General features: G+C 42.3%; 20 protein-coding genes, 1 pseudogene and 1 riboswitch. Of the genes and pseudogenes, 5 read left to right on the top strand and 16 right to left on the bottom strand.

Going from position 1 to position 26486, the window contains the following annotated elements; translation table 11 throughout:
- Nucleotides 1-35: 35 nt before the first annotated feature.
- Nucleotides 36-135: riboswitch (TPP riboswitch) on the bottom strand.
- A gap of 103 nt (nucleotides 136-238) precedes the next feature.
- On the bottom strand, nucleotides 239-790 hold the full coding sequence (locus HRJ06_RS00470; protein ID WP_174727081.1) for a hypothetical protein: 552 nt from the start codon (nucleotides 788-790) through the stop codon (nucleotides 239-241).
- 361 nt (nucleotides 791-1151) lie between these two features.
- Between HRJ06_RS00470 and HRJ06_RS00465 the strand changes: the two genes are divergently transcribed.
- Entirely contained in the window at nucleotides 1152-1541 is a 390-nt protein-coding gene (locus HRJ06_RS00465; RefSeq protein WP_174727078.1) for a DUF1259 domain-containing protein, read from the top strand.
- 86 nt (nucleotides 1542-1627) lie between these two features.
- Here the strand turns inward: HRJ06_RS00465 and HRJ06_RS00460 are convergent, their stop codons facing one another.
- From HRJ06_RS00460 to HRJ06_RS00450, 3 genes are all read right to left on the bottom strand, one after another.
- Nucleotides 1628-2923 carry an MFS transporter gene (locus HRJ06_RS00460; protein WP_174727075.1) on the bottom strand — a complete coding sequence of 432 codons (1296 nt, stop codon included), beginning with the start codon at nucleotides 2921-2923 and terminating at the stop codon, nucleotides 1628-1630.
- A 352-nt stretch (nucleotides 2924-3275) separates the two neighbouring features.
- Nucleotides 3276-4217 (bottom strand): alpha/beta hydrolase, encoded by a 942-nt coding sequence (locus tag HRJ06_RS00455; RefSeq protein WP_174727072.1) that lies wholly within the window; start codon nucleotides 4215-4217, stop codon nucleotides 3276-3278.
- A 73-nt stretch (nucleotides 4218-4290) separates the two neighbouring features.
- Nucleotides 4291-5928, bottom strand: a complete 1638-nt coding sequence (locus HRJ06_RS00450) for a flavin-containing monooxygenase (protein WP_277874641.1) — start codon at nucleotides 5926-5928, stop codon at nucleotides 4291-4293.
- Nucleotides 5929-6391: 463 nt separating this feature from the next.
- On the opposite strand from HRJ06_RS00450, the gene HRJ06_RS00445 reads away from it, so the two are divergent.
- Nucleotides 6392-7489, top strand: coding sequence for an N-acetyltransferase DgcN family protein (locus HRJ06_RS00445; RefSeq protein WP_174727069.1), 1098 nt, complete (start codon nucleotides 6392-6394; stop codon nucleotides 7487-7489).
- The gene (locus HRJ06_RS00440; RefSeq protein ID WP_242035089.1) at nucleotides 7486-8556 is read left to right on the top strand and encodes an alanine/ornithine racemase family PLP-dependent enzyme; all 1071 of its coding nucleotides are present in this window, start codon (nucleotides 7486-7488) and stop codon (nucleotides 8554-8556) included. The genes HRJ06_RS00445 and HRJ06_RS00440 overlap by 4 nt, the downstream gene beginning before the upstream one ends.
- A 191-nt stretch (nucleotides 8557-8747) precedes the next feature.
- Here HRJ06_RS00440 and HRJ06_RS00435 read toward each other — a convergent pair whose 3' ends face one another.
- Both HRJ06_RS00435 and HRJ06_RS00430 read right to left on the bottom strand, forming a co-directional pair.
- Nucleotides 8748-10181 (bottom strand): aldehyde dehydrogenase family protein, encoded by a 1434-nt coding sequence (locus tag HRJ06_RS00435; protein ID WP_174727066.1) that lies wholly within the window; start codon nucleotides 10179-10181, stop codon nucleotides 8748-8750.
- A 15-nt stretch (nucleotides 10182-10196) separates the two neighbouring features.
- A complete protein-coding gene (locus HRJ06_RS00430; protein WP_174727064.1) occupies nucleotides 10197-11828 on the bottom strand; it encodes an acetolactate synthase large subunit in 1632 nt (543 codons plus the stop codon).
- A gap of 348 nt (nucleotides 11829-12176) precedes the next feature.
- On the opposite strand from HRJ06_RS00430, the gene HRJ06_RS00425 reads away from it, so the two are divergent.
- Nucleotides 12177-12743 (top strand): hypothetical protein, encoded by a 567-nt coding sequence (locus tag HRJ06_RS00425; RefSeq protein ID WP_174727062.1) that lies wholly within the window; start codon nucleotides 12177-12179, stop codon nucleotides 12741-12743.
- A gap of 322 nt (nucleotides 12744-13065) precedes the next feature.
- Here the strand turns inward: HRJ06_RS00425 and HRJ06_RS00420 are convergent, their stop codons facing one another.
- The 5 genes and pseudogenes from HRJ06_RS00420 to HRJ06_RS00405 all read right to left on the bottom strand — a co-directional run bounded on the left by HRJ06_RS00420 (nucleotide 13066) and on the right by HRJ06_RS00405 (nucleotide 18802).
- A complete protein-coding gene (locus HRJ06_RS00420; RefSeq protein WP_174727059.1) occupies nucleotides 13066-14736 on the bottom strand; it encodes an AMP-binding protein in 1671 nt (556 codons plus the stop codon).
- 571 nt (nucleotides 14737-15307) lie between these two features.
- Nucleotides 15308-15466, bottom strand: a pseudogene (locus HRJ06_RS23120) (hypothetical protein); the annotation flags it as partial.
- 278 nt (nucleotides 15467-15744) lie between these two features.
- Entirely contained in the window at nucleotides 15745-16002 is a 258-nt protein-coding gene (locus HRJ06_RS23115) for a serine hydrolase (protein ID WP_242035088.1), read from the bottom strand.
- Between the two features lie 262 nt (nucleotides 16003-16264).
- On the bottom strand, nucleotides 16265-17161 hold the full coding sequence (locus tag HRJ06_RS00410) for an SDR family NAD(P)-dependent oxidoreductase (RefSeq protein WP_174727055.1): 897 nt from the start codon (nucleotides 17159-17161) through the stop codon (nucleotides 16265-16267).
- Between the two features lie 105 nt (nucleotides 17162-17266).
- Nucleotides 17267-18802: a flavin-containing monooxygenase gene (locus HRJ06_RS00405; RefSeq protein WP_174727052.1), complete on the bottom strand. Its 1536-nt coding sequence runs from the start codon at nucleotides 18800-18802 to the stop codon at nucleotides 17267-17269.
- A 359-nt stretch (nucleotides 18803-19161) separates the two neighbouring features.
- On the opposite strand from HRJ06_RS00405, the gene HRJ06_RS00400 reads away from it, so the two are divergent.
- Nucleotides 19162-20082: a ferritin family protein gene (locus tag HRJ06_RS00400; RefSeq protein ID WP_174727048.1), complete on the top strand. Its 921-nt coding sequence runs from the start codon at nucleotides 19162-19164 to the stop codon at nucleotides 20080-20082.
- Between the two features lie 614 nt (nucleotides 20083-20696).
- Here HRJ06_RS00400 and HRJ06_RS00395 read toward each other — a convergent pair.
- Genes HRJ06_RS00395 through HRJ06_RS00375 form a run of 5 tightly spaced genes read right to left on the bottom strand, consistent with a single transcriptional unit; the run spans nucleotide 20697 to nucleotide 26215 of the window.
- Nucleotides 20697-21659, bottom strand: coding sequence for an ABC transporter ATP-binding protein (locus HRJ06_RS00395; protein ID WP_174727044.1), 963 nt, complete (start codon nucleotides 21657-21659; stop codon nucleotides 20697-20699).
- Nucleotides 21652-22632 (bottom strand): oligopeptide/dipeptide ABC transporter ATP-binding protein, encoded by a 981-nt coding sequence (locus tag HRJ06_RS00390; RefSeq protein WP_174727041.1) that lies wholly within the window; start codon nucleotides 22630-22632, stop codon nucleotides 21652-21654. Before HRJ06_RS00390 ends, HRJ06_RS00395 begins: the two co-directional genes overlap by 8 nt.
- A 16-nt stretch (nucleotides 22633-22648) precedes the next feature.
- A complete protein-coding gene (gene nikC, locus HRJ06_RS00385; protein ID WP_197969796.1) occupies nucleotides 22649-23572 on the bottom strand; it encodes a nickel transporter permease in 924 nt (307 codons plus the stop codon).
- A 14-nt stretch (nucleotides 23573-23586) separates the two neighbouring features.
- Nucleotides 23587-24609 carry an ABC transporter permease gene (locus HRJ06_RS00380; RefSeq protein WP_174727039.1) on the bottom strand — a complete coding sequence of 341 codons (1023 nt, stop codon included), beginning with the start codon at nucleotides 24607-24609 and terminating at the stop codon, nucleotides 23587-23589.
- A 10-nt stretch (nucleotides 24610-24619) separates the two neighbouring features.
- Entirely contained in the window at nucleotides 24620-26215 is a 1596-nt protein-coding gene (locus tag HRJ06_RS00375) for an ABC transporter substrate-binding protein (protein ID WP_174727036.1), read from the bottom strand.
- Between the last annotated feature and the right edge of the window lie 271 nt (nucleotides 26216-26486).

Here is a 26486-nt window from a genome sequence, read left to right as displayed (position 1 = left end):
ATTGACTTGGCAATGCCTAATAAAGGACATACCTAATCGTTTATGTACCACTTTCCTTCGCTAGCATTACCTAGTGCAGGTTCAAGGGTTAAGACAAACGTCTCTCTCAGCTTTTCAGCACCCCTAGTGAAATTATTTAATTTTGAATTTTCTTATTTACATATTTACATACTTACAGATTTAAATCAATAGGATTTAAATTTATAAATTCCTGTAAAAATAAAGCTATAGTAGCTGATCATGTATTTTTCCAGACGGTTGCATACTTTTTCCGATACTTCGACTCTTCTTCTGTCTCAATTAGATTCAAAGCTGTCACCTTTATCTCATTATCCCCTGTATGGTCATACAAATTCCTCATACCCTGAATAATATCATAGCGAATCAAGGTACTATTCTTCTCTTCCTCGCAGCTTTTAAACCGCACGTCCAAGCGGTTCATTACCATTTCTTTCAGTTCAGCTCCAGCCAGACCTACTTTCCAAATCGACTGAAGGGTATGCCGGGCTGTCACAAACTTTGAATCATAGGTAACTTTCCATAATGCCGGGAAATCCTTAAGCATTCTTTTTTCAGGATCACTGATTGCTAAACCAGCTAAAAACTGAGCTGACCTAGAACGGACATGATTATTAGAATGAGTGAGACCTTCCTTTAATTGCAGCCACACCTCATACGACCAAGCCACCGGCTCTTCTGTTGCAGCCATAATAGTTTTATAAGCTTCAAATTGTACTTCCTTGTCCTTAGATTGTAAATCATCAAAGCAGGATTGAATTTTGCTGTCCACTACACCAGCTCCTATATATACTCATTAGACCCGCATTACCAACCTGTTAAGAAGATTAATAATATAAATTAAAATCCATAATCCTATCGTACAATTTTACCACAATCGTCCAAGTTAAAAAATTAGAGGGATATACGTGCTATATATCTGTTGTCCTGGTCAATAGATATTAACTTAAAAGAAATAAAGCCTCATCCAGTACAATTCGCTGACTTTTTTGTCATGGCGGATCGTTTAAACAAAGCGTTCCCTTTAGATTTATAAAAGTTTATTACTAACCTGTCAAACTATAGTACTTAAATCCAATCAGGCTTGTACTAGCTAACATATTCTATTAGTAAAAGTGAGGAGGTGAGAAAATATGGCAACATCTTGCGAAAAATTGGCGAAGATCATAGGTGGTACATCCGAAGTAGCCAACGGGGTATGTGTCGTCTCACGACTTAGGGACATTAATGCAACCATTTTAAATAGAAAAACCCAATCCCCCTTGGCTCTCCCATTTGCCCTGTCATTTGAGAATAACAGGGGTGGAGAGACCCTGAATTTAGGAGAAACAGTTATTCTGCAGAAGGAAATCAATCCTTTCATAACTGCACTCCGCAAGAGGGGTATTTTAGTTACCGCTCTCCACAACCATTGGTTATTCGATGAACCAAGATTAATGTATATTCACTGGGAAGATGTTAGTAATCCTTTTGAATTTGCTAGAGATAGTTTTGAAGCCGCTCAAGAAGCAGGTATTTTTTAGTTTATAGGCTCCCTTTTCAGGGGGCTTTTTTCTTGTTTTACTCAATCTTATGAAATCCTATGAAAGACTCCCATTAAGTTATCTTTTTACTGTCGATTGGACCATATGATAACCGGGATCAGCAAGAGGGCAAGAACTCCGCCTGCTAGAGAGAGGACTGCGTAACTGGAGTTAACGACAACCATCCCTGACAGCGCTCCGCCTGAAGCCCCAGACAATGCTACCATCACATCAACAGATCCTTGCGTTTTTGCCCGATTTGATAGATTAGTCGAGTCTACGAGGATTGCCGTTCCGCTAATTAGACCAAAGTTCCAGCCGAGACCAAGCAGAATAAGGGCAATTGTCAGCAGAAACATGGAATCACCTGGGGCTGAAGCTGCCAAAATTCCGGCTATAAGCAATGTCACACCAGAAGCAGCCGCCATCGGCACTCTTCCAATCTTATCCACCAGGATTCCGGTCAAAGGTGAAGGTAAAAACATAGCGCCAATATGGAAGCCAATAATCATCCCAACTTCCTTAAGCCCATGTCCATGATGCCCCATGTGGACAGGGGTCATCGTCATGATGGCAAACATCACCAATTGGGTGAGCACCATGATCGTTGCTGCAGCAATTATCCCCCGTTTGTTTTGAGATGCTGTTTTAGTATTTTCATTTGCTTGATTGCTCTTGTTACGTGCTTGAACACTCGCAATTCCTTTAGCAACAATGAGAGGATCTGGACGAAGCAAAGCTAAAAGCACTAGACCTGCAAGAATGTAGGCGGCCGCAGCCAATATGAACGGGCCTGATAGTGCTGGCACGCCTATCGCTGTGGCAAACCGGCCCATTACTTCAACCAGGTTTGGCCCTGCAACAGCACCAAATGTAGTTGATACTAAGGCAATACTTACTGCTTGTGCCCTCTGTTTTGGGCTTGCTAAATCGGTCCCTGCATAGCGTGCTTGGAGATTTGTAGCACTTCCTGCACCATAAATCAGTAAGGAAGCAAACAAGAGAAATATATTATTGCTAATAGCCGCCATTACTACTCCAATCGCTCCCGCACCTCCAGTCAGAAACCCTGAAGCAAGCCCCATCCGGCGGCCAAAACGTTCTGAAAGACGGCCGACAAGCAAGGCAGCCCCAGCAGAACCGAGAGTGAATAAGGCGATGGGGACTCCGGCAAAACTATCTGTACCCAGCATATCCTGAGCAAGAAGTGCACCAACTGCAATGCCCGCTGCAAGTCCAGCTCCTCCAAAAATTTGTGAAATAACAACTGCAATCAACGTCCGTTTATATAAAGTCCGTTGCTTTTCTGGTGAATCGATGTAACTCTGTAACCAAGCCGGTTGAGTTTTTACCGCAGCTGAATCGTCAGGTATATCAGACATAACTTAGCCATCCTTTCAATAACTTTACTATTCCGAGCGAACTCTCCCTTTCGAGCGTAAGGCCGGCTTACCAGGAATTATAGGTTTTCTAACAAACTTATAATACCACACAGGGTATATTTTATAAACAATAGTTTTTTTAAATCTCTATTATTATATTTTGTGATCGCTCAAAACATGAAACCAAAAAACTCCACCTCCAAAGCTATGACTTCCACTTTGAGGTGCAGCTCCATATTAAAACTCTATAAACTTCCATTCACTCCACCCATCGTCCACTTACTGTTCATCTCTATAAAACGAAAAATCGGATGGGAAAACTTAAGTTTTCCATCCGATTTTTAAAGGTGAATTAAACTGTCTTTACTGCGCTAAATGCTTGCTTTAAAGCATTTGCTGATTGTTCGATTGCTTTATTGCCTTGCTCCAGAATTCCTGGCATCCAGAAGAATCCGTGAATCATTCCATCATAGCGAGTTGCCTCGACAGTAACCCCAGCTGCTCTGAGGCGTTCTGCATAAGCTTCTCCCTCATCACGAAGTGGATCGAATCCTGCCGTAATAATCAATGCAGGCGGCTGGCCGCTAAGGTCATCAGCAAGCAATGGTGAAGCATAAGGATTTTTCCCATCCTGTTCATTCTGGAGATAATGGTTCCAGAACCATACCATCGTGTTTTTGGTTAAAAAGTAGCCGTCCGCATTTTCCTGGTAGGACTCTGTGTCAAAAGCATGGTTCGTCACTGGGTAGATTAACATTTGATAAGCCAATGGAGGGCCGCCTCTGTCTTTAGCCATTAAAGCTACAGCTGTAGCCAAGTTTCCGCCAGCGCTATCGCCGCCAACCGCCACACGTGCAGAATCCACATTAAGCGCAGAGGCATTATCCGCTACCCACTGAGCCGCAGCATAGGCATCGTTAACTGGGACCGGGAATTTATGCTCCGGTGCCATACGATAATCAACCGATACGACTACACAATTGGCTCTGTTCGTTAAAAGACGGCATGGAACATCTACCATATCCAGGTTGCCAATCACCCAGCCTCCACCATGGTAATAAACCAAAGCCGGAAATGGTCCCTCTCCTGCTGGCGTGTAAATGCGAATCCCAATTTCGCCGCCATCTACAGGTATATTTCTGTTTTCCACATTGCCAACTTCTTCAGGTACTCCAGCCAAAGCGCTAAAATCAGCCTGTCTCGCTTCTTCAGGCGTGAGTTGTTCCATCGGCGGGCCACCGGCTGCCTCTAATTGTTCTAATATAAACTTTGCTTGCGGATCTAGATTTGCCATTTTATATTCCCTCCATAGATAACTAGATTAGTTTTTTCTATTATTTATTCAGATGAATGCTTTCCCCAGTAGTTTAATTAAGTGCCTTAGTTGAGGCCTCTAGAGAAAATCCTTCATAGCCTTTTGCTGTGATGTCATCGCATATTTGGCGGTACAAGCCGACTCCCCCGGCGAAGGCAATGAACCCACGCGGCTTGCCCTCAATGTTGGCACCCATATACCACGAATCCGTTTTTACAGCCAGTGACATTTCAGCAATGTCGTTACACTGCTGGCTCCAAGCTTCTTCGGCAGGCACGGTCGCTTCAATGGCTTCCAGATTATTTTCACGCAGATAACCGATGCAGTCGGCAACCCAGTCGACATGCTGCTCAATTGACACCATCATATTACTTAACACTGACGGGCTCTGTGGTCCGGTAATCATAAACAGGTTCGGGAAACCAGCAGTCGCAATCCCAAGATACGTCTTAAGGTTGGCTCCGCCCGCCCACTTCTCCTTTAGCGAAACTCCGTCTTTTCCCCGTATATCGATTTTAAATAAAGGACCGGTCATTGCGTCAAATCCTGTCGCAAATACGAGGGTATCCAGGAGGTATTCCCCTTTTGATGTTCGTATACCATTTGAAGTAATTTCTTCAATTGGTTCGGCTCTTAAATCAACCAAAGAAACATTTTTCCGATTATACGTTTCAAAATAATTGGTATCAATGATTGGACGCTTAGTACCATAATAATAAGTTGGCATCAGCTTATCAGCTACCTCGGGATCCTGCACTGTTTTCCGGATCTTTGCACGGATGAATTCAGCAACCGTTTTATTTGCTTCTTCAACAATGCCAAGGTCATTATACGTATATGACAAGGAAAATAGTCCACCTTTCCCCCAGCCTTCTTCGTATATTCTCTGGCGTTCTTCTGGTGAATCCTCGAGTGCAGAGCGATCACGCGGCCCGTCCGGCACCCCATGCATTGACTCATACATTTGCTTCCGTATTTCTTTATAATTTGCTCTTGTCTGCCTAATGGTCTCCGGATCGCTAACATAATTTTCAGTCGGGGAGCTGTATTGTGGGGTCCGCTGGAAAACAGTCAGGTATCCAGCCTCTTCGGCGATGATCGGAATTGCCTGAATGCCGCTTGACCCGGTGCCAATCACTCCGACACGTTTGCCTTTAAAATCCACCTTTTCATGTGGCCAGCGTCCTGTGTGGTACATCTCGCCTTTAAAACGATCAATACCGTTAAAGTTTGGAATATTCGACGCTGACAGACAGCCGATTGCAGCAATAAAATGTTTTGCGGTCACGTTTGTTCCGTCACCTAGCTGAATCTTCCAATTTTGATTGGCCTCATCATAGTGTGCTGCTGTAACCTTTGTCTTGAATTGAATGTCCCGGCGCAAATCGAGCCTGTCAGCCACAAAGTTTATATACCTTAAGATTTCTGGCTGTTCTGCATAACGAGAAGACCATGTCCATTCGTTCAGCAACTCTTCTGAAAAAGTATAGTTATAATAGATACTCTCGATGTCACAGCGTGCTCCTGGATACCGGTTCCAATACCAGGTGCCGCCAACGTCCTCTCCCGCCTCATAAACACGGACCGAGTAACCTAGGTCCCGAAGCTTATGAAGCATGTACATTCCTGAAAAACCAGCTCCAACGACAACAGCATCCAACTCTTGATTCTGATTTTGATTAGCTGCCAATTTCCTGTTACCTCCTTAAAATAAAAGCTTTATTTTAGAAGATTCCCTCTTGCTGGTTTAATTTTGTAAGCGTTTACATAATAGTTCTACCTTCAGGCCCCGACTTCCTCTTTTATTTTTCTGAATCTTTTAAAAAGGAAAAGCCGAAATCTTAAAAATGTCCGTATAAAAGATTTATATGTTTATACAAACCCAATATGCCAGGTTTAATTGAGGCTGCAAAAAAATATAGAATCGGAGAGTTACTTGAGACATGCAAAATACTTAGGTGTTAAGCATAATAATTGTAAACTTATGGTATACTAAGCTGATAGAAGAGAAAAATCTTAATATTTCAAAAAACACCTTACATTTCTTAGCGTCTCGGCTTAAGCCTGTTTGCTTCCTTTGGTAAGGTGTTTTTTTATGTTATTTGAGATTTACTTCTTTTCGAGTAACCAAAACAGACTAGAAGGGAAGAATTATGCAAAAAACTGCTATTATTTATTGTGAAGGTAATTTTGGGAAGATGGACGGAAAGACGGCAAATGGTCTAATACGAAACTCTAAGAACTATGAGATTGTTGGTGTTATTGACAGTACTAAAGCCCATCTGGATTCAGGTGAATTTCTTGAAGGCAAGAAAAATAATGTCCCCATTTATACAAGCCTTGAAGATGTTATCGAGAATGTTACCCCTCTGCCCGATCAGTTCATTTACGGTATAGCGCCAGCAGAAGCATTTTTAAAGACATATGAAAGAAATATTATTTTAAAAGCCATGGAAACAGGAATGGATATCATAAATCCCCTTCATGAATTCTTCACCGAAGACAAAGAATTTACCGAGTGTGCTGACAAATTCGGTGTCTCGATCCATGATGTCAGAAAACCCCTCCCAAATAAAGATTTGCATCTCTTCTCCGGACGAATATTAAATATTTCCACCCCTACTATAGCTGTACTCGGGACTGACAGTGCCGTTGGCAAAAGAACAACCTCTGTCATTCTAGAAGCAGCCTTAGCAGCAAAAGGATTCTCTGTTTCATTTGTAGCAACAGGACAGACAGGCATCATTCAAGGAGCCAAATACGGTGTGGCAATCGACGCCATTCCCTTGCAATTTATGATAGGTGAAATTGAAAATGAAATTATGAAAGCTTACGAGAATGACCGCCCCGATATTATTATCGTTGAAGGCCAGGGTGCTTTGAGCCATCCTGGCTATGTGAGTTCTTGTGGAATTTTAAGAGGCTCAAGACCGGGTGCAGTCATTGTACAACACCCGCCAATGCGCCAGCAATTAGGGGACTTCCCCTTTATGAAAATGCCGACCATCGAAAGTGAAATTGAACTTATCGAGAATTTTTCAGATACAAAGGTTATCGCGGTTACGATTAACCACGAAAATATGACTGATGCAGAGGTTGATAAGGTAATAGACGTATATGAGGAACAACTAGAGATTCCGGCCACGGATGTTCTGCTGCATGGTTGTGACAAGCTGGTCATGAGCATCCTGGATACCTTCCCAGAACTGAAAAATAAGTATAATCGTGCTGAAAAAGTTCTCATCAATTGATTGATTTTATGTCATCTAGGGTTGAAATTGACCTTGTAAAGCTTGGCAGCAATGTCGAAGTTCTATTAAAATTATATGGGGCAAAGCAGATCGGCATCATGGGGGTTACGAAAGGAATTTGCGGAACTCCTAAAATAGCCCAGGTGCTTGTAAGTAAAGGGATTCAACTATTGGCTGATTCTAAAATAGGCAACTTAAAAAAAATGCGTGAGGCCGATATAAAGGCAGAATTAGTTTTATTGCGGACTCCATCCTTAAGTGAGACAGACCTCGTAATCAAATATGCTGACATAAGTATTAATACTGAATTAGCTGTTATCAAAAGCCTTTCAGCTGCCGCATTGAGAAGAGACGTTCAACATAAAATCATTTTGATGATAGATATGGGTGATATGAGAGAAGGAATTCTCCCGGTGGATTTGAGTCCTTTTATTGAAGAGGTCTTACTGCTTCCCGCCATTAAAATAGTGGGAATTGGAGCAAACTTTGCCTGTCTTGGAGGTGTTATACCAACCGATGAAAAGATGAAGTCGTTATGTTTACTGGCTGCCCATACCCAAGCTGTTTATCAGTTACCTCTGGCCTATATATCTGGAGGCAATTCAGCAAATTACAACTGGTTCCTTGTTTCCGAAAATAATGGAACTATAAATAATTTAAGGTTGGGAGAATCCATTTTCCTTGGACGTGAGACCCTTGGCCGGACAAAGATTCCTGATATGTTTACAGATGTTTTTACATTCGTAGCAGAAGTCATTGAATCAAAGATGAAATCATCTGTACCAGACGGTGACACTGGACAAAATGCATTTGGCGAATCGCCTCAATTCCAAAACCGCGGGCTAATTAGAAGAGCCATTCTTGGGGTTGGATGTCAGGATGTACTGGTTACTGGACTAACACCGAGGCTCGATATTGAAATTCTGGGCTCCAGCAGCGATCATACCGTTATTGATTCAAAAAGGGCTGATTTACAAGTGGGAGATGAAGTAAGGTTTGACCTGAATTATGGTGCACTCCTTTCTGTTATGACATCATCCGATGTAGATAAGCTGTATATTAGTTAGCAAAACTCTAAATCGAGTTAACGAATAGTGAGCAAAAAGAGAGGGTGTCCCGAAAGGTTTAGCTTTTTGGGGCACCCTCTTTGCTTTTTTTGATTGTCTGTTAATCCCCTCAAATTGTAGAAAGCAGCGTTTAGAACCCTTCACCAATCATTATGATTAGAGTACAGTTAATTCCCAGCTCTGTTTCACTTTTAAGGATTCAGTTTGATTCCAATAAACTTGCTTTCTGTCATATCTTCAATGGCATATTTAACGCCTTCTCGACCAATTCCGCTTTGTTTAACACCGCCATAAGGATGGTTGTCCTGCCTAAAAGTAGAGGCATCATTAATCCAGACACCACCCATTTCAAGTTGATCTGATACGCGCATTGCGCGATCAATGTCTTTAGTGAAAACACCTGCCTGTAAACCGTAAATAGAATCATTGGTCCTGCTTACAGCTTCCTCTTCTGTATCAAACGGCATAACGGATACTAGCGGAGCAAAGGCTTCATCAGATACAACCTTCATCTTTTGCTCAACATTAGTAATAATCGCAGGCGTAAGGACCGTTCCATCTTGGCTGCCGCCTGTTTCAATTGTTGCTCCTTGCTCTCTCGCTTCCTCAATCCAGCTTTTCGCCCGGCTCGCGGCTTCTTTAGTGATCATTGGTCCAATATCGGTTTTATCATCACGCGGGTCACCGATAACCAGCTCCTCAGTTGCTTTAATAAACTTAGCAAGAAACTCTTGATAAATACCTTTCTGAACGTAAATCCTTTGGGCGGATACACATACTTGACCTGAAAAGCCAAAGGCACCAAGCACTAAACTAGTAACTGCTTGATCGATATCTCCATCTTCGAACACGATGTTTGGAGAATTCGACCCTAACTCAAGGGTTACCTTTTTAAAACCAGCTGTTTCCCGAATTGTTTTTCCAACAGGAAGGCTCCCGGTAAAGGTTATCTTTTTCACTTTATCATGCGTGACGAGCGCAGAACCAACCTCTTCTCCTGTGCCCATGACAAGATTAATCGCGCCATTCGGAAGACCAGCCTCCTGAAAAAGCTTTACAAGCATATAAGCAGAAATCGGTGTTTTTTCAGCTGGTTTAAAAACAACTGTATTCCCCGCCGCAATGGCAGGTGCGATTTTATGAAGCGACAGGTTTAAGGGGAAATTAAAAGGTGTAATCGCCCCTACAACGCCGATCGGTGTGCGTTTGACAATGCCCATCCGGTTTTCACCCCGTAAGGCCGCATCCATTGGCAGGACTTCACCTGTCATGTGCTTTGCTAGTTCAGATGAGAATTTGAGAATCTGAATCGATCGGGTGATCTCTGACCTGCTATGCTTGATCGGTTTCCCAGCTTCTTCAACAATCACAGAAGCGAACTCTTCAGCCTTTTCCTCCAGTATTTCGGCAGCTCTTCGCAAAATATCAGAGCGTTCATGGGCAGGCATTTTTTTCATGGTTGTTTGAAAAACTTCAAGACTATTATTTACAGCTGCGTCAAGGTCCTCCCGGCTGGCAAGAGCAACTTCGGCTGCTTTTTCATTAGTGTAAGGATTGATAACGTCAATTGTATTTCGATCTTCCCCCACTCTTTCAGTACCATTTATTATTGAGCCGATTCGCATAGTATTCCTCCTTTTCTAACAGAGAATCTCTCCAAGTTTTTCGGTAAGTTTCATATTTTCACGGTAATCTACAGGGCAATCAATTAAAACTGGCTTATTCATGCTGACCGCTTTTTCAATTGCCGGTTTCAATTCTTCACTCTTAGTCACTTCCATAGCCTCAAACCCATATGCATGTGACAGTTGAGTAAAGTCAGGATTTCCAAACTTCACGTTAGATGCGCGGTTAAATTCTTTCATCTGCTTCCACTCAATTAATCCATATCCGCCATCTCTCCATAAAAGAATGACGATTGGGAGGTTCAGCCTTTTAATTGTTTCAAGCTCAGCACTTGACATTTGAAAGGCTCCATCCCCACATACTGCAACAACATTACGGTCAGGATGGACCATCTTCGCAGCTGCAGCCCCTGGAACGGCAATTCCCATCGAAGCCAGCCCATTAGAAATTAAGCAGGTTTCCGGCTGGTAGGTATGATACATTCTAGCCATCCACATCTTATGTGCCCCAACATCAGAAATTACAATGTCCTCTTCATTTAAAACACTGCGCAAATCAGAAATGATCTTTTGTGGCTTTACCGGGAATTCTTTGTCATGTTCATACTCTTTTAATTCTTTAATTGCATCTTCACGAACTGCTGATACCCAATTGTTGTCTCGATCCTTTTTAGAAAGGGAATTTGCCAATTCCTTTAGGTTTTCGTTCAGATCACCAATTACATTTAATTTTACCGGGTAATTGGCATCCGTTTCTGCTTCACGTGTATCTATATGCAAAATGGGCGTTTTCCCATCAGGATTCCAGTTTTTTGGCGGATATTCTGCAATATCAAATCCAATTGCAATAATCAAATCTGATTGAGCAAACCCGCACGTTATATAATCATTCCCACCTAGGCCTGCTGTCAGTAAGCTTAAGTCATTCCTCCAAGATATTGCGCCCTTTCCCATGAAAGAATGAACAACAGGAATTGAGGCCTTTTCAGCCATTGACCGCAAACTTTCAGATGCTTTTCCTCTGGAGACTCCGTTACCAGCAAGAATTAGCGGCCGTTTTGCCTGCTCGATTATATCTGAGGCTTCTTTAATTATTCTTTCACTTGCCTCTGATAAAGGATGGTCTGTAAGATTCAACGGAGAACCCTCTACCTCCATGGCAGCTACATCCTCCGGCAGATCTAGATGAGTAGCTCCTGGCTTTTCTTGGGATGCAACACGGAAAGCTTTCCGGACAGCCTCAGGAACAATTTCACCTTTTTTAATTTGGGTGTTCCATTTAGTTACCGGTTCATAAAGAGAAACAAGATCATAATATTGGTGAGAAATTTTATGCTGGCGGTCAAGTCCTGCTTGACCAGTTATTGCAATTATTGGGTTGTGGTCCATATTCGCATTGGCAACACCCGTTAATAGGTTTGTAGCACCTGGCCCCAGAGTCGCTAAGCATACACCAGGCTTACCTGTCAGCCTGCCGTATGTGCCCGCCATAAACGCTGCACTTGTTTCATGTCTTGTGACAACAAATTCAATATCAGATTCTAACAGCGCGTCCATGATATCTAGATTCTCTTCTCCTGGCACACCAAAAATGTATTCTACTCCTTCACTTTCCAAACTTTTGATTAATAATTCTGCAACCTTCACTATTTATCACCCTTCCTACGATAAGCTGTTCTCCTTTTTCACTGTGTTTTTCCATTTCTTTATTAGACATATACACTAATCCATTCCACGTACATTTCTAACTAAACATTGTGGCTCTAAGCAATGCATGCATTTTGCCCGTTTTATAACAGCAAAAGGATAACAGCAGCCAAATGCTAGTCTGGTCTCCTTTTTGCAAATAAGTTTTCAATATGTCATTCCAGATCGATATTTTGAACCTTTAATCAATAACCCTTCATTTCAACTTTGCTGTCTTAAATAAATCGTCACAAAAAAGAGATACTAGATAAAGTGAGCAACTTTTTGGGGAGTTAGGAGTGGGTGATTTTGAAAAAAGAGCAGAGTGAACGACTAGATGAAATTTTAAACAAACAGGACAATCTGGCCACAATGTGGCTTGACTATTGGAAGGAATTTTCCACCTGGCAAACATGGCAATTTTGGGCCATTGCCCTAATGCTGATGATCCCGCTGATTGTTATCTACTTCGCAATCGATAAAAGGAAAGTGTTCCATTTAGGATTCTTTGGCTTTAATATACATACATGGTTTACCTATTCAGACGCGATCGCCATGCGAACTGGGTACGTGACATATCCGTTTCAGGCAATACCCATAATGCCAGTTAACTTTGCATTAGATGCTTCACTCGTCCCAGTTTCTTTTATGCTGGTCTATCAATGGTGCTTAAATCACAATAAGAATATTTTCCTTTATGGAACTATACTAAGCGCAGCTTTTTCTTTTGGTATAAAACCAACACTAGTTTACTTTGATATATTGCAGCTAAATAAGGGCGCGAATTACTTTAGCCTATTCCTTAATTACCTGCTCATTTTAGGGGTATCTATTGCAATTACCAAACTTTTTCTTTATTTACGGACTAAGGCATAGGGGGGAGTTTTGGGTAACTCCCCCTTCAATGGCAATTATTCGTAGTTAAATTCTCTTATCTGAATTTAGATTTGTATTCATCTTTAGCAATGAAATCCCCCATAGGATTACCGCTAATTCTGAACAGTTGTTACCCAAATTGATCTATTTTTAGTAATGCAGAAAAAGCACTTCTCTTTGTAGCTGATTTCAATAGAAACCTGCTTGCGCCTAAGACTTCAATATATTCCTTAATGATTATTTAAATAAACTCCATAAAAAAAACCAAATTACAATGTAATTTGGCCTAAGTTTTAAATTTTTGCAACTAGTTACAACTTAATCATATGCCTTTTGCTTGCGGTTCCTTCAGAAGGCGGCGCAGGACCTTTCCTGAGCTAGTTGCCGGGAGCTGTTCAAGAAATTCGACATATCTTGGGTATTTGTATGCAGCCATTTTCTCTTTCGCCCACTCGATCACTTCTTCTTCAGAGATTCTTCCTGCATAATCAGGCTTCAAGACAATGAAGGCCTTAACGCTTTCACCCCTTATCTGATCAGGAACCCCAATCGCTGCACTTTGTGAAATGCCAGGATGCTCGTTCAATAATGCTTCCACATCTTCAGGAAAGACACTAAATCCGGAGCATTTGATCATTTCCTTAAGCCTGCCCTGGAAGTACAGGTAGCCATCCTCATCCAAGCTTCCGATATCTCCGGTATGGACCCAGCCATCCCGTAAAGTTTCTGCTGTGGCATCAGGCCGGTTTAAATAGCCTTTAAAAACACCAGGATTTTTAAGAACGATTTCGCCTTTTTCATCAGGTCCAACCGGTTCACCGGTCTCTAGGCTAAGGATTTTTAGTTCCGTATCAAACGTTGGAATGCCACAGCTTCCCCACTTTATATTGTCAGCAGGCATAAACGTGTCACATGTATGTGTTTCGCTTAATCCGTAGGATGCTTCGTAAAGTGGACATCCACCTGTAAGACTCTTCCACTTTTCAGCTAGCTGCTCTGTAACAGAGACGCCAAAGCTTGTCGCCATGTTCCGTCTTAGCGAAGACAGGTTTCTGTTTTCTACTCCTGGTGTATGCAAGATCGCTGCATTCATAGGTGCGATGCTATACCATACGGTAACTTGATGTTTTTCAATTGCCTCAATGACTGTATTCGGTTCAAACCTTGTCAGCAGTACGCATTCACTGCCAGTGTACACGGGAATGTTCACTCCCATTACCATCCCAGCAATATGGCAGAGTGGTGCAACAGCAAGCGACCGGTCATCCGGCTCCATCCCATTCGCATGGACTGTGGCAGCTGTTTTAAACAAAGCACTTGCATATGGAAGCATCGCCGCTTTCGGCCTGCCCGTTGTCCCCGATGTAAAAACCATCAAGCCGATATCATTCCAAATATCAATACTTATATGGCCTGTAAACGGCTTGTGGCTCTTGATTATATCTGCAAAATCGTACGCATCCTCAACAACTCTCTTCTCCGCTTTTAATTCATCTAAAAGTGGGAGCATAGGCTGTTCTGGAACAAAATCAGCATAATGGGCAGTCATAAGGAATTCCACTGAAACAGCTCTTTCCCTGACAGCCTGGATTCGTCCAATCAGCTCCTGTCCAGCCACAATCCCTTTAACTTTCACTTCGTTCAGCAAAAATTCGAGCTCAGCTTCCTTATACATTGGATTCAGCGGAACGACTATCCCACCCAAACGCTGGACCGCGTAGTGTGCAATAATATATTGTGGACAATTCTGCATAAACAAGCCGACAGCATCGCCTTTTTCTACTCCATGTTCATGAAAAAATCCAGCAGCACGATCAATATATTCATCAAGCTGAGCCCAACTAAGCTTATTTCCGTAAAATGAATAGGCCACCTTTTCCGGAATTTTCTCTGCATGTCCCTTTATATACTGATGTAGTGGCTTTTCTCCCTGAAGATAGGTCAACGATTTGTCCACATCTTTTGGCCAGTAATTTCGCTTGATTTCTTTCATGTATTCCATTCCTCCATCCAAATTAAAATTCATTTGTAAGCGCATTCACACAGGCCTATCCGAAGCTTCGAAGCATCCAGTTTTAAAACTAACTAAACGGTCAGTATGTAACCATTATACATGACTAAGCTACTGTTTTTTATTTATTTGTTCAAATATTCTATTTATTAAGATATCACATGCTGCTCTGTAACCTGCACACCCTGCTTTTGCGCCAAGGATGCAGGCTACTTAAGAACTGATTAAACAGTAGGTATTTTCCGTGGGCTTGTTATTTGTCTTGATTTATCTTAGATAAGGTTCGCAGAATACTGAAAACAAACCGGACACTTTTCCCTAAATAACCTGTTTTATTGAAATTGCCAATCACGTAAACATCCATAACAGGGTTATAAAGCATGAAAGAACCAATTGACCCTAGGTGGCCCCATACAGGGATTGATTGTTAATTAAATTATTACTAGTAAGAGCTTTCATGAATCTCAATAAATCCTCGGATGTGCTCACTGTTTGTCCTCCAGCATATATACTGCTGAAACTGCGATGCTCTTCAACTTTAATCACTTTGTTGTTAGCAGTGAGATTCGCTAAGGGATAACCGTTTTGTTCGGCTGGCTCTGAATAGTGAGATAAATAAGTGTGATTCATATTTTGCGATTAAAAACGTAATCATGAAGTGCTTATGATAAGATTTCGAGGTGACATTTTCGATAATCAGTCCTAAAAGGTTATAACAGGTATTTGTGTAGTGACACTTTTCTCCCGGCTTAAAACGCGGGGCTCATATTCGGTTTCGTCCATTCAATGGTCTCTTCCGGAGTCCAAAAACGTGAAGGATCCTCAAGCAGCATATCCAAAAAAGATTTTCCCAGCTTTGACTTATCCTCATAAAAGTCAGGCAAGCCCGAGGATTATTGATCAAGTGTTCGATACGGAGTTCGTGCGAATAGTCTTTTCCTTTATGGATATGTAAATCTTTCATTAATTCGTCCGTAAGATAATTAGCAATCAGATCCCCATGCTGATTTTACCTTCTTCAGTGAGCTTTGCGATAATAAGCGCTGTAAAAGTCTTTCCAATACTGGCTGTATGGTAAGGCTGCTCAGCATTCGCTGCCACATCATCGGTAAGCCCGTGCGCCATATTCCAGTGAATTTTGTGTTTTTCTGAATGGATAAGCAAGTATGCATTATGAAGATTAGGGTCGGCGTCAACCATTCCTTTCAGTTTTTCTTCAATCGTAAGTCTAGCTTTTTCCATCTCCATATATATCCTCCTCAGACAATAGCCATCCACTCATTTTTATGCCGTGTTTCTCAAGAAATTCATAGCTTGTTGTTTGAGTTAGTGGGGCGCTGAGAAAGATATTCGCCATAATTCAAAAAAACCTTTAATTCACAGATATCCATAGATTGATGCACAGAGGTTTGCAGACTTTTCCGGAGTGAGCGGCCTAATATCCTCCTTACCTTGGCTGCTATTGCAATTTTTAAAAAATAAAAGGACCGCGGAGCGAACTCTCCCGATCCTATGCTGTCGTTTTCTTGTTCCCAGTCGTGCTTTTTTCAGTGTAATCTCTTAAAAAAGTAGGTTTCCCACGCTGTTCATTAATCCGATTGGACTTTTTCAGTAATACATTGTCTACTGTTCTTCTTAAATGCCTGGCAAACCATAACTCGATTCCTGTCATCCTGCTAGTCGATATATCACGCGGCTTGTGGACACAGGCTTTAAGCAGCGCTCTGGCTGCTTGATCGACAGTTTCCATGCGAACGAGCCCTTCCAGCGAAGCATTGGATTCTGCCGGGTTATCATGAATAGCTGTTTTTATATATGCCGGATAGAGTGTCGTGACCTTAATTCTATCTTTGTATTCCATCCGCAATACATCAGAGTAACCTGCAATCGCCCGTTTGCTGGCCGAATAGGCTGCAGTATACGGGACATTAGCGAGCGCAAGGCCAGATGAAACATTAATTACATGCCCATTGCTTCTTAATAAAGCAGGCATGGCAGCCGCCGTCACGTTCCAGGTTCCAAATAAATGGATCTCCATTAGCAGGCGGGCTTGTTCATCAGGAAAATCCCCTGCATCCTGTGCCCGGCCAATGCCAGCATTGTTGATCAAAATATCAATTCCACCTAAGCGCCCTTCTGCCTCGGCAACCGCTTTTTTTACGGCCTCTACATCTCTAATATCTGCTTGGATTGTACCTTCTCCACGTTTAAGATCAATTCCAGCAACCTTCGCACCCTCTTGCTTAAACAGGCGGATCGCTTCTGTCGCGATTCCTCCTCCCGCACCTGTGATGACAATACGCTTTCCATAGAGCTTGTCACCCACACTTGGCCGCCCGCTATTATGCGGGTTTTTTCCAAATCTGCCAAACAATCTTTCAGTAAAACTAGCTAATTTGGGTTCCATAAAATCTCCCTTTCTGCATATAGGTATTCTAGTGAACTCTCTTATCAGAAGGTATTGCTACGACATCCTAGATCAAAGATTCCTCAGCAAATAAAATAGAAACCCCTACTTAACCTGCCTCAAGAATGGTGCTGCCTCGTTGGCTGATACCGTTGCACGCCGTCCTTCGTAATCTTGCCTTTTTAACTTGGCAACTAGCTTACGGAACGAAAACGTATACCCAGGCCAGAGCGTGGAATTTCGGCCTGTTCGGTCAAGGTACCAGCTATCACAGCCGCCCGCCGTCCAAACTGTCCCCTGCATGGACTTCTCTGTCTCTTTTACAAAATTCTTTTGAGCACTCAGGTGGGGCTCAATAATATCAATCTGTTCTTTATGCATATGTTTCAGCACTTTTATCATATGGTCAATCTGAGCCTCCACCATAAAAATAACCGAAGAATGTCCTAAACCAGTATTAGGTCCTTGAAGGATAAATAAATTGGGGTAGCCAGAAACCGTAGTTCCCGCATATGCCTCAGGGCTCCCATTCCACACATCAGCCATTGATCGTCCGTCTTTTCCAAAAATGTAGTGAGCAAAAGGAAGATCTGTAACCTTGAAACCGGTGCCAAAAATGATGGTGTCTACCTCAACTCTGTGCCCTTTTACATCAACAACGGAGTCTTCTGTGATTTCAGCAATACCTGTCGTAACTACATCCACATTCGCCTCAGCGAGAGCAGGGTAATACGTATTAGAGAGCAGAATCCGTTTACATCCTATCGTATAATCAGGTGTAAGCTTTTCGCGAAGGATAGGATCTTTTACCGCTTTATGCATATGGTGTAGGGCTAAGCTCTTAACTTTCTTCATTATCTTCGGGTTCCGGAACCCTAGAACAAATGATTCACGCTGCACATAGATTTTAAATCGAGCCGCTCTTTGAAGCATAGGTATTTTTCGATACAGCTTTTGCATGGTCGGGCGAATCTCGCTGTCAGGACGCGGCATTACCCAGGCTGGGGTTCGTTGAAAAACGTGCATGGAATCAACATCAGGCTGAATGGCAGGAATAAATTGAATCGCTGATGCACCGGTTCCAACAACTGCTACTCGCTTTCCTTTTGGATTAAAGTCTTTTGGCCACGCCGCTGAATGGAAAGCCTCCCCTTTAAACTTGTCGATTCCTTTTAAGTTAGGTATTGAAGGATCACTCAGTGCCCCAAAAGCACCCACTGTAATACGGGACTCGAACTCGCCATTGTTAGTCTGAATCAGCCATTGACCGCTCTCTTCTTGCCAATCCATTCGTTTGACCTCATGATGGAAACGGACATGTTTTAGTAATCCGAACCTTTTTGCACAGTCTTGGAGATAGGCATAAATTTCTGACTGCGGAGAAAACCTTCGGCTCCAGTTTGGATTCGGAGCAAACGAAAGCGAATAAAGATGCGACTCGACATCACAGGCACAGCCAGGATAATGATTGTCACGCCATACTCCACCAACATCATGTCCTCGCTCGAGGATAATAAAGTCATTTTCACCCTCTTGCTTCAAGCGAATAGCCGCTGCGATTCCCGCAAAACCTAATCCAATGATGACGACTTTCGCTCGATTTTTTTGAAGCTTGTCGAAATTCCTCTCTTTTACACTCATCTGGCTATCCCCTTCCTTGTTTTCATAATGCGACAAACCCATTCTCATTTCAATATCCTAAAATTAAACCAGTAACCTCTAAGTTTTAGTAATCCTGACGACAGGACAGTCTGCAAGAATTAAATATGTTTCCATTGTATTTTAAAAATTCAGACATCCGCAAGCGTTTTCATGTTTTTTTGGAAAAACCCGACAAAGCTAGATAAACAGTATTTTTATATTTTTTATAACCGTCATTTGTATATCTTTTTTAGAGTCACGATCCTACCAAACTAATTTTATGTTACTGTAACAGGCACACTTGCCTAAGTATGAAAATACGATAATATAATTTCAATAATCTCAGGAGGAGATTCTAGATGTTTTTCAATCAGCCTTATTATAATTATCATCCAAATACTAATCAATATTTCCGTGTAACACAGGACACACAATTAGCAACAGATATACAAAAAGCCATTAATGGTGAATATAGCGCTATTATATGCTATAAAAAGTTATCTAAATTGGCACCGGCAACTGTAGAGAGCAAGCAGATTTTAGAGATAAGAAAAGATGAAAGGCGTCATTTCGAAGAATTTAATAGAATCTATGTCAATCTGACAGGAAGGAAGCACTCACCTGAAATCAGTGAAGAATGTCCGGATACGTACAATGAAGGTCTAGAATTCGCCTTTAAGGATGAGCAAGAAACCGTTGATTTTTATTTAGATATTGCTGATAAGGCACAAGATCCATTAATTAAAGAAACTTTTCGCCGTGCAGCAGCTGATGAGCAAAATCACGCTGTCTGGTTTTTGTATTTTCTAACGAAAAATCATCGAAGGTCACACTGTGAACGCCAAAATGCAGAAAATTATGGGGCAAAAGGTGCCTTAAATTCCACTACCCTGACACTTCCAAAAATGTTAACCTATGCGATTCAGGACGAATACTTAGCCCAAGCAAGATACGATAATATTTTAGATGCCTTTGGATATATACGTACTTTTTCGCAAATTAAAGAGGCGGAAATAAGACATATCAATGCCCTATTGCCTCTATTCGATCGGTATCAAGTCCCGCTGCCTGCTGATATATCACAGTCCTTTATTATAACTCCAGAAAACCTTAAGGCTGCCTATGCTGCAGGTGTTGAAGGTGAGATAGACAATATTTCCATGTATGAAAGGTTTTTAACCTTTGATTTACCTGCCGATGTGAGAACGATTTTTACACAACTACGCAATGCGTCATTAAATCATCTCTCAGCTTTTGAAAGAGGTCTTGCGCGAACATGAACGGTACTGCCTGTTACAAGCAGCAGCCCCGACATTCTATAATGTGAAACCAACTGTATAAACTTCGACAAGCGCTGGAGAGCTTGAGGTGATATAGTTCTCTTCTTTGCCTTCCTCAGCAAGATTGAAGCGACTCGAGAAGTTAAACGGTGCAACTGGGACCGGCTAAGGACTCCTGTGGTAAATCCGTTCTGCGGTTTTGAGTAGACAGAGAATGCAGGAAATGAGTGCTGGAAGTAGAATACGAGGGCTGATTCGGACAGCTTAAGCGGGAACTGGCTACCCCGAGTCCGAATGCGGGGCTGATTCGGACAGCTTAAGCGGGAATTGGCTACCCCGAGTCCGAATGCGGGGCTGATTCGGACAGCTCAAGCTGGGATTGGCTACCCCAAGTCCGAATGTGGAAGTGATTCGTACACGCTCGAGCTGTTCGAAGCCTATCAGCTCCTTGCAAGATCATCGGGGGAGGTTCAATCATTGGAAAACTGGCTAAATGCGGGAGCTGACCTTAGACAACGCATATGATTATACATAACTTGGTAACCTTTTAATTTCCTAACAATAAAAAACCGTACTGCTCAAAGAGTCAGTACGGCTATCCATATGTTTTAGTCCTATTTCAGCAAATGGCAGCGAACCTGGTGGCTACTCTCCTCATTGATAAAGAAAAGCTCTTGCTTCTTTGAACAGGCATCCACGGCATATTTACATCGTGAAGCAAACCGACAGCCCTTCGGAGGATCAATTGCTTTTGGCATCTCCCCTTCAAACATGGAAAGGGTAAAGTCGGTCTGTTCAAGAGTTGGAAGGGAATTGAATAAAAGCTTCGTATAAGGATGTTCCGGCTTCTTGAATATTTTAGAAGCTTCTCCCATTTCAACGATTTCACCAAGATACATGACCGCTAACCTGGAGCACATATGCTTGATGACACTTAAGTCGTGTGAGATGAACAGGTACGTAAAGCCTTTTGACCGCTGCAGGTCCTTCAATAAGTTTAAAATTTGAGCCTGCACTGACATATCAAGTGCAGAAGTGGGCTCATCCAAAATAATCAGTTTCGGATTAAGGGCAATTGCCCGGGCAATTCCTACTCTTTGCCTCTGGCCCCCGCTCAGCTGGTGCGGGTAGCGCGAGTAAAAATCAGGCGAAAGGCCAACTTCATGGAGCAAACGCTTTGCCTCTGCCTCTCTTTCCTTTTTCGTAAGCTTTAAGTGGGTTACGATCGGTTCTTCGATAATTGAACCGATTGTCATTTTCGGATTCACCGACCAGTATGGGTCCTGGAAAACCATTTGGATATCTTTGCGGCTTTGTTTTTCATCTTGTTTATTTAAGCTAAACAGATCTTTATTTGAAAAAGTGATCGTACCTTCCGTTGGATTGTAGCTGCGCAGGATTGTTCTGGATAATGTGCTCTTACCGCAGCCTGACTCTCCAACCAGGCCGAAGCATTCACCCTGCTTAATAGAAAACGTTATGTCATCGACAGCATGGACAAAATGTTTCTTCCCAAATAAACCTTTTCTAACTGGAAAGTACTTTTTTAAATTTTTAACTTCTATAAGCTCAGACAAGTGCTGGCACCTCCTCTAGCGGAAAAAAACAGGCAGCCATATGATCCTGGCTGGACCCTTCTAGTTTTGGCATGCCTTGAGTGCTGCACTCCCGCCTTGCCTTTGGACAGCGGTTAGCAAACGGACAGCCTTCAATGGATCGGTCAATCATACCCTCAATCACAGGTAGCCGCTCGCGATCATTGGTCACACTAGGAATTGCGTCGATTAGCATCTTGGTATAAGGATGCCTTGGAGAACGGAACACTTCCTTCGTTCGCCCCGTTTCAATAATTCGTCCGCCATACATAATGGCGATCCGATCAGCAATATGAGAGACTACACTCAGGTTATGTGTTATGAACAATATGGAAGTTCCTTGCTTTTCCTTCATCTGGTTAATTAAGTATAAAATTTGCAGCTGGATCGTAACGTCTAAGGCTGTCGTTGGTTCATCTGCTATTAACAGTTTTGGCTTGCATGCCATTGCCATGGAGATCATTACACGCTGCCTCTGGCCTCCGCTCAATTCATGGGGGTAGCGCTTCATCATCCCCTTTGGATCAGGAAGCCCAACAAACGACAGCGCTTCAATCGCAGTCTTTTTGGCCTCCTTTTTACCTACTCCAAGATGCTTGCAAATCATCCTGACCATAGGCTCGCCGATCGGAAAAACCGGATTCAATGAACTCATCGGATCCTGAAAGATCATCGTCATTGACTTGCCGCGAACCTTTTCCATTTTCCTTTCAGACCAAGAAACAAGATCTTGTCCTTCAAAAAGTATTTCCCCATTCGTGATCTTTGCTTTGTTGGTTGGAAATAGCTTCATGATCGCTGATGCTGTCATTGATTTTCCAGATCCAGTTTCACCGACCAGTGCCACGGTTTCACCCCGATTTATCCATAAGTGCTCAAGGTCCAGGGCTGCAAATGTTCCAGAACGGGTTTTAATATCAACTTTGACGTTTTTCATGTCTAACAGAACATCCACGCGTTTGTTCCCTCCATTATGAATCTCGAGTCTTTGGATCCAGATAATCTCTTAAACCATCACCAAATAAATTAAAGGCCATTACTGAAATGAAAATAAACAAACCCGGGAACGTTACGTACCACCAATTTGTTAAAAAGAAATTACGTCCGATATTGATTAACAGACCCCATTCTGGTAATGGCGGCTGAGCCCCCAGTCCCAAAAAGCTAAGTGACGCTGCTGTTAAAATTATCGAACCAAAATCCATTGAAATTTGGACAATTACTGGAGCCATACTGTTGGGGAGAATATGACGGGCAATAACCTTCCAGGATGGAACACCCATAGCTTGCGCCGCTTCGACAAACCCGCGTTCTCTAAGTGACACAACCTGGCCCCGAATCAGCCTTGTATACCATGGCCACCATGAAATCGAAATCGCGATCATTAGATTCGTCAGTGAAGGTCCTAACAGGGCAGCTATTGCTATTGAAAGCAATAATGGAGGGAAGCTCAAGAAAACATCACTTATCCTCATGATCACTTCATCAACCCACCTGCCGAAATATCCTGCAATTAGTCCTAGCGGAATCCCAATTAAGACGGCGAGGCCAATTGCTATCAAACCTATTTGAAAAGATACTCGAGTACCGTAGATTACCCTGCTGAACAAATCTCTCCCAAGCTCGTCTGTACCAAACCAGTGGTCTGCGCTAGGAGGCTGAAGCTTATTCTCAACATGGGTTTCTAAAGCAACATCGTTTGGATATGGAATGATTAACGGAGCCAGCAACGCCAGCAAAATGAGTGTGACAATGATAATAAATCCTAAAAAGGCTAGTTTATTCATCTTAAAAAAGTAACGAATTTCTGCTAAAAAAGCAGAATTGCTGAGTGTGGATTTGGAACCGATCTTCTCCATCGACGGAGGAGGAGTTATATTAGTTTTTAAGTCCATCTATTACTTCCTCCTTATTCCACATTTACTTTAATTCGTGGATCCAAAATTGCCAGTGTAATATCAACCAGTAAGTTGACGATTAAGTAGGCTGCTGTAACGAATATTGTCACTCCCATTATCACTGGGTAATCTGAAGACAATATCGCATTCGATGTGTATAAGCCTAGACCTGGCCAGGTAAAAACGGACTCGATTAAAAAAGTAGTTGTTAATGCATAGGCAAACGTTAACCCTAATGAAGTAATCGTTGGGCCCATAGCATTTTTTAACGCATATTTAAAAGTGCGGACTCCGCTTGAAAAGCCAAATGCTTTTGTCACGCGCATATACTCCTCACCCACCACTTCAAGCATTGAAGAGCGGGTCATCCGTGTAACGACCCCTAAAGGAAAGGCAGCCATCGTAAGCATCGGCAGGATCGAATGGTTAAGAGCATCGGAAAAATAAACCCAGTTTCCCTGTACTGCTGAATCGATTAAATTGGATCCTGTTATTGTCTCAATGGGATAGAGCAACGCTGTTTCTGTTGATACTCTTTCCCCCAGCGGAAACCAGCCAAGGTACTGATAAAAAATTAATTGTAAAATCATCGCAAGCCAGAAAGCAGGAATCGATACCCCTCCAATGCTTATTCCGCGCGATAGATGATCTATCCATGTCTCCTTGTAAACGGCAGTTAAAACACCAAGAGGAATGCCGACTATCAATGCGATAAGCATTCCTCCAAGGATGATTTCAAGGCTTGATGGAAGAAAAATCAAGAGCTCCTTTAAAACGGGCTGATGGGAAGTAATTGATACTCCCCAGTCGCCAGTAAATAAACCTTTTATATAGTTAATGTATTGCATAAAGAGTGGCTGATTTAGCCCTAACTCAACTTTTGCAGCGGCGATCTGTTCAGCAGTTGCCCGCGGCCCGATCCAACGGGCCGCAGGTTCAGATGGGATTACACGTGCTATCAGAAAAGTAATAAGTGATACACCGAACAATACAAATATTCCAAGCAGAATTCTGCGGATTAAAAAGCGAATCATTCATGAGCACCTACTTTTTATACGTGTCGTGGAAGAATACAACATTCGGATAAGCCGGGTTATCTTCGTATCCGCCAAAGCTGTCATTTATAACACGGATGTATTTTCTATCATACAAGGAAAGACCAGGGACCTCTTCAACTAAAATTTGTTGGGCTTGCTTATAAAGTTCAATCGCTTTGTCTCTGTCGACACCGGCAACTTCCTGGGCTTCGTCAACGAGCTGATCGTATTGCTCATTTTTGTAATAAGCTAAATTAAACACAATTTCATCCTCAGAAGCGTACAGATTTTTCATGAAAGAGTATGGGTCTGCATAATCTGGCCACCAGTACATAAGTAAGATATCCTGACGCTCTTCTGGATTGGTAGCTTTGGACATATCCCACTGCGCGTCCCAGAGCATACCTTTTAATTCTAATTCAAAGCCAATTTTAGCAAGTTCGATTTTCAGCAGCTCAGCGATTTGGCGCTCTTCTTCATCTGAAGACACATAGGTAAGTGTCAGCTCTCCGCCATCAACTCCTGCTTCTTCCAAAAGCTGCTTTGCTTTATCAAGATCTTGATTGTATTGATGCAAGCTGCTGTCATGGCCCCAAAGTCCTGCTGGGATACTGCCGAACGACTGGGTTGCTGTATTGCCTAATACATCCTGAATGATATTGTCATATGGAATCGCATAAGCGAGAGCCTGGCGTACTTTTGAGTCCTTTAGCGGACCTGCCTCTGTGTTAAACATCATAACAAGCTGCTGGAAGCTCTCTGTCTCATGAACGGATACACCATCCGCTTCTTCAACTGATTTTATTAATTCATTTGGAAGCTGGCTGACAAACTGAAGTTCGCCGCCTTTAGCCATTTGCAAGCGTGTATTGGCTTCCTGAATCGTTTTGAACACTACCTTCTGGTATTGGTCTGCTTCCCACTCACCCCAGTATTCATCAAAAGAATCAAGAATTAGCTGGCTGCCGCGATCCCACTTTTCTGGGCTGTAAGGGCCGGTTCCTGCAGAATTCCCTTCATTAAACCATTCTTCACCACCATTTTCTTCAGCAGCTGCTGCATCGAAAATAAATGCTGCATAACCAGATGAAACAATTGTGTCAAGTGCAGCTGGATAGCTTAGCTTGAACTCCAATGTGTGGGTATCCTTGGCGTTAATCTCCTCAACCGGGTCCCAAATAAATGCTGCGCCCTTGCCTCTTTCAATTGTGCGCTCAATAGAAGCTTTGGCAGCTTCAGCTGTCAAATCATTTCCTGTATGAAACTTAACATCTTTCCTTAGTGTAAATGTCCATGTAAGGCCATCATCGGAAACATTATACGTTTCAGCTAGTATGTTTTTGAAGCTTTCGTCTTTAGTATCATAACGAAGCAGTGTCTCATACATATTGTTCATTGCAATGATTTCATTTGAATAGCTGTCACTCGGATCCCAGAATGTCATAATGTCATCGTGTGAGCCGTATACAGCAATGCCGCCTGCTGGCTGCCCTTCAGCAGCTGTATCCGCTTCTTTAGCCGGCTTGTCATTTGAACAGGCAGATAACAGCAAGAACAAACTTACTAACACTATTGCATACCATGGTTTGTGTTTCGTGTTCATTTTTCTTCCCCCAATTTTTTTAGTTTATATAGGTTTTACATTGTGACTTAGTTGAAAAATTAAAATATCCTTAATTTTGAGAAAATAGCAGGCGTGGTTTGCTGCCTTCCGGATTAAGAATCAAGGAATTATGAATAAATATGAGAATCATATGTTGGAGATTATTAAAATTAAATCATAAAATCTATTATTCCACAATCCGATTATTAATATTTTTGTATATTTATTAACAAACTCCATGTTATGGCATCCGTATAAATTTGGATATATT

The organism is Mesobacillus harenae (genome assembly GCF_013343715.1).
In the GTDB taxonomy this organism is placed as follows: Bacteria; Bacillota; Bacilli; order Bacillales; family Cytobacillaceae; genus Mesobacillus_A; species Mesobacillus_A harenae.
Note: the sequence above shows the minus strand (reverse complement) of the source record. Positions and strands in the feature narration are given on the sequence as shown.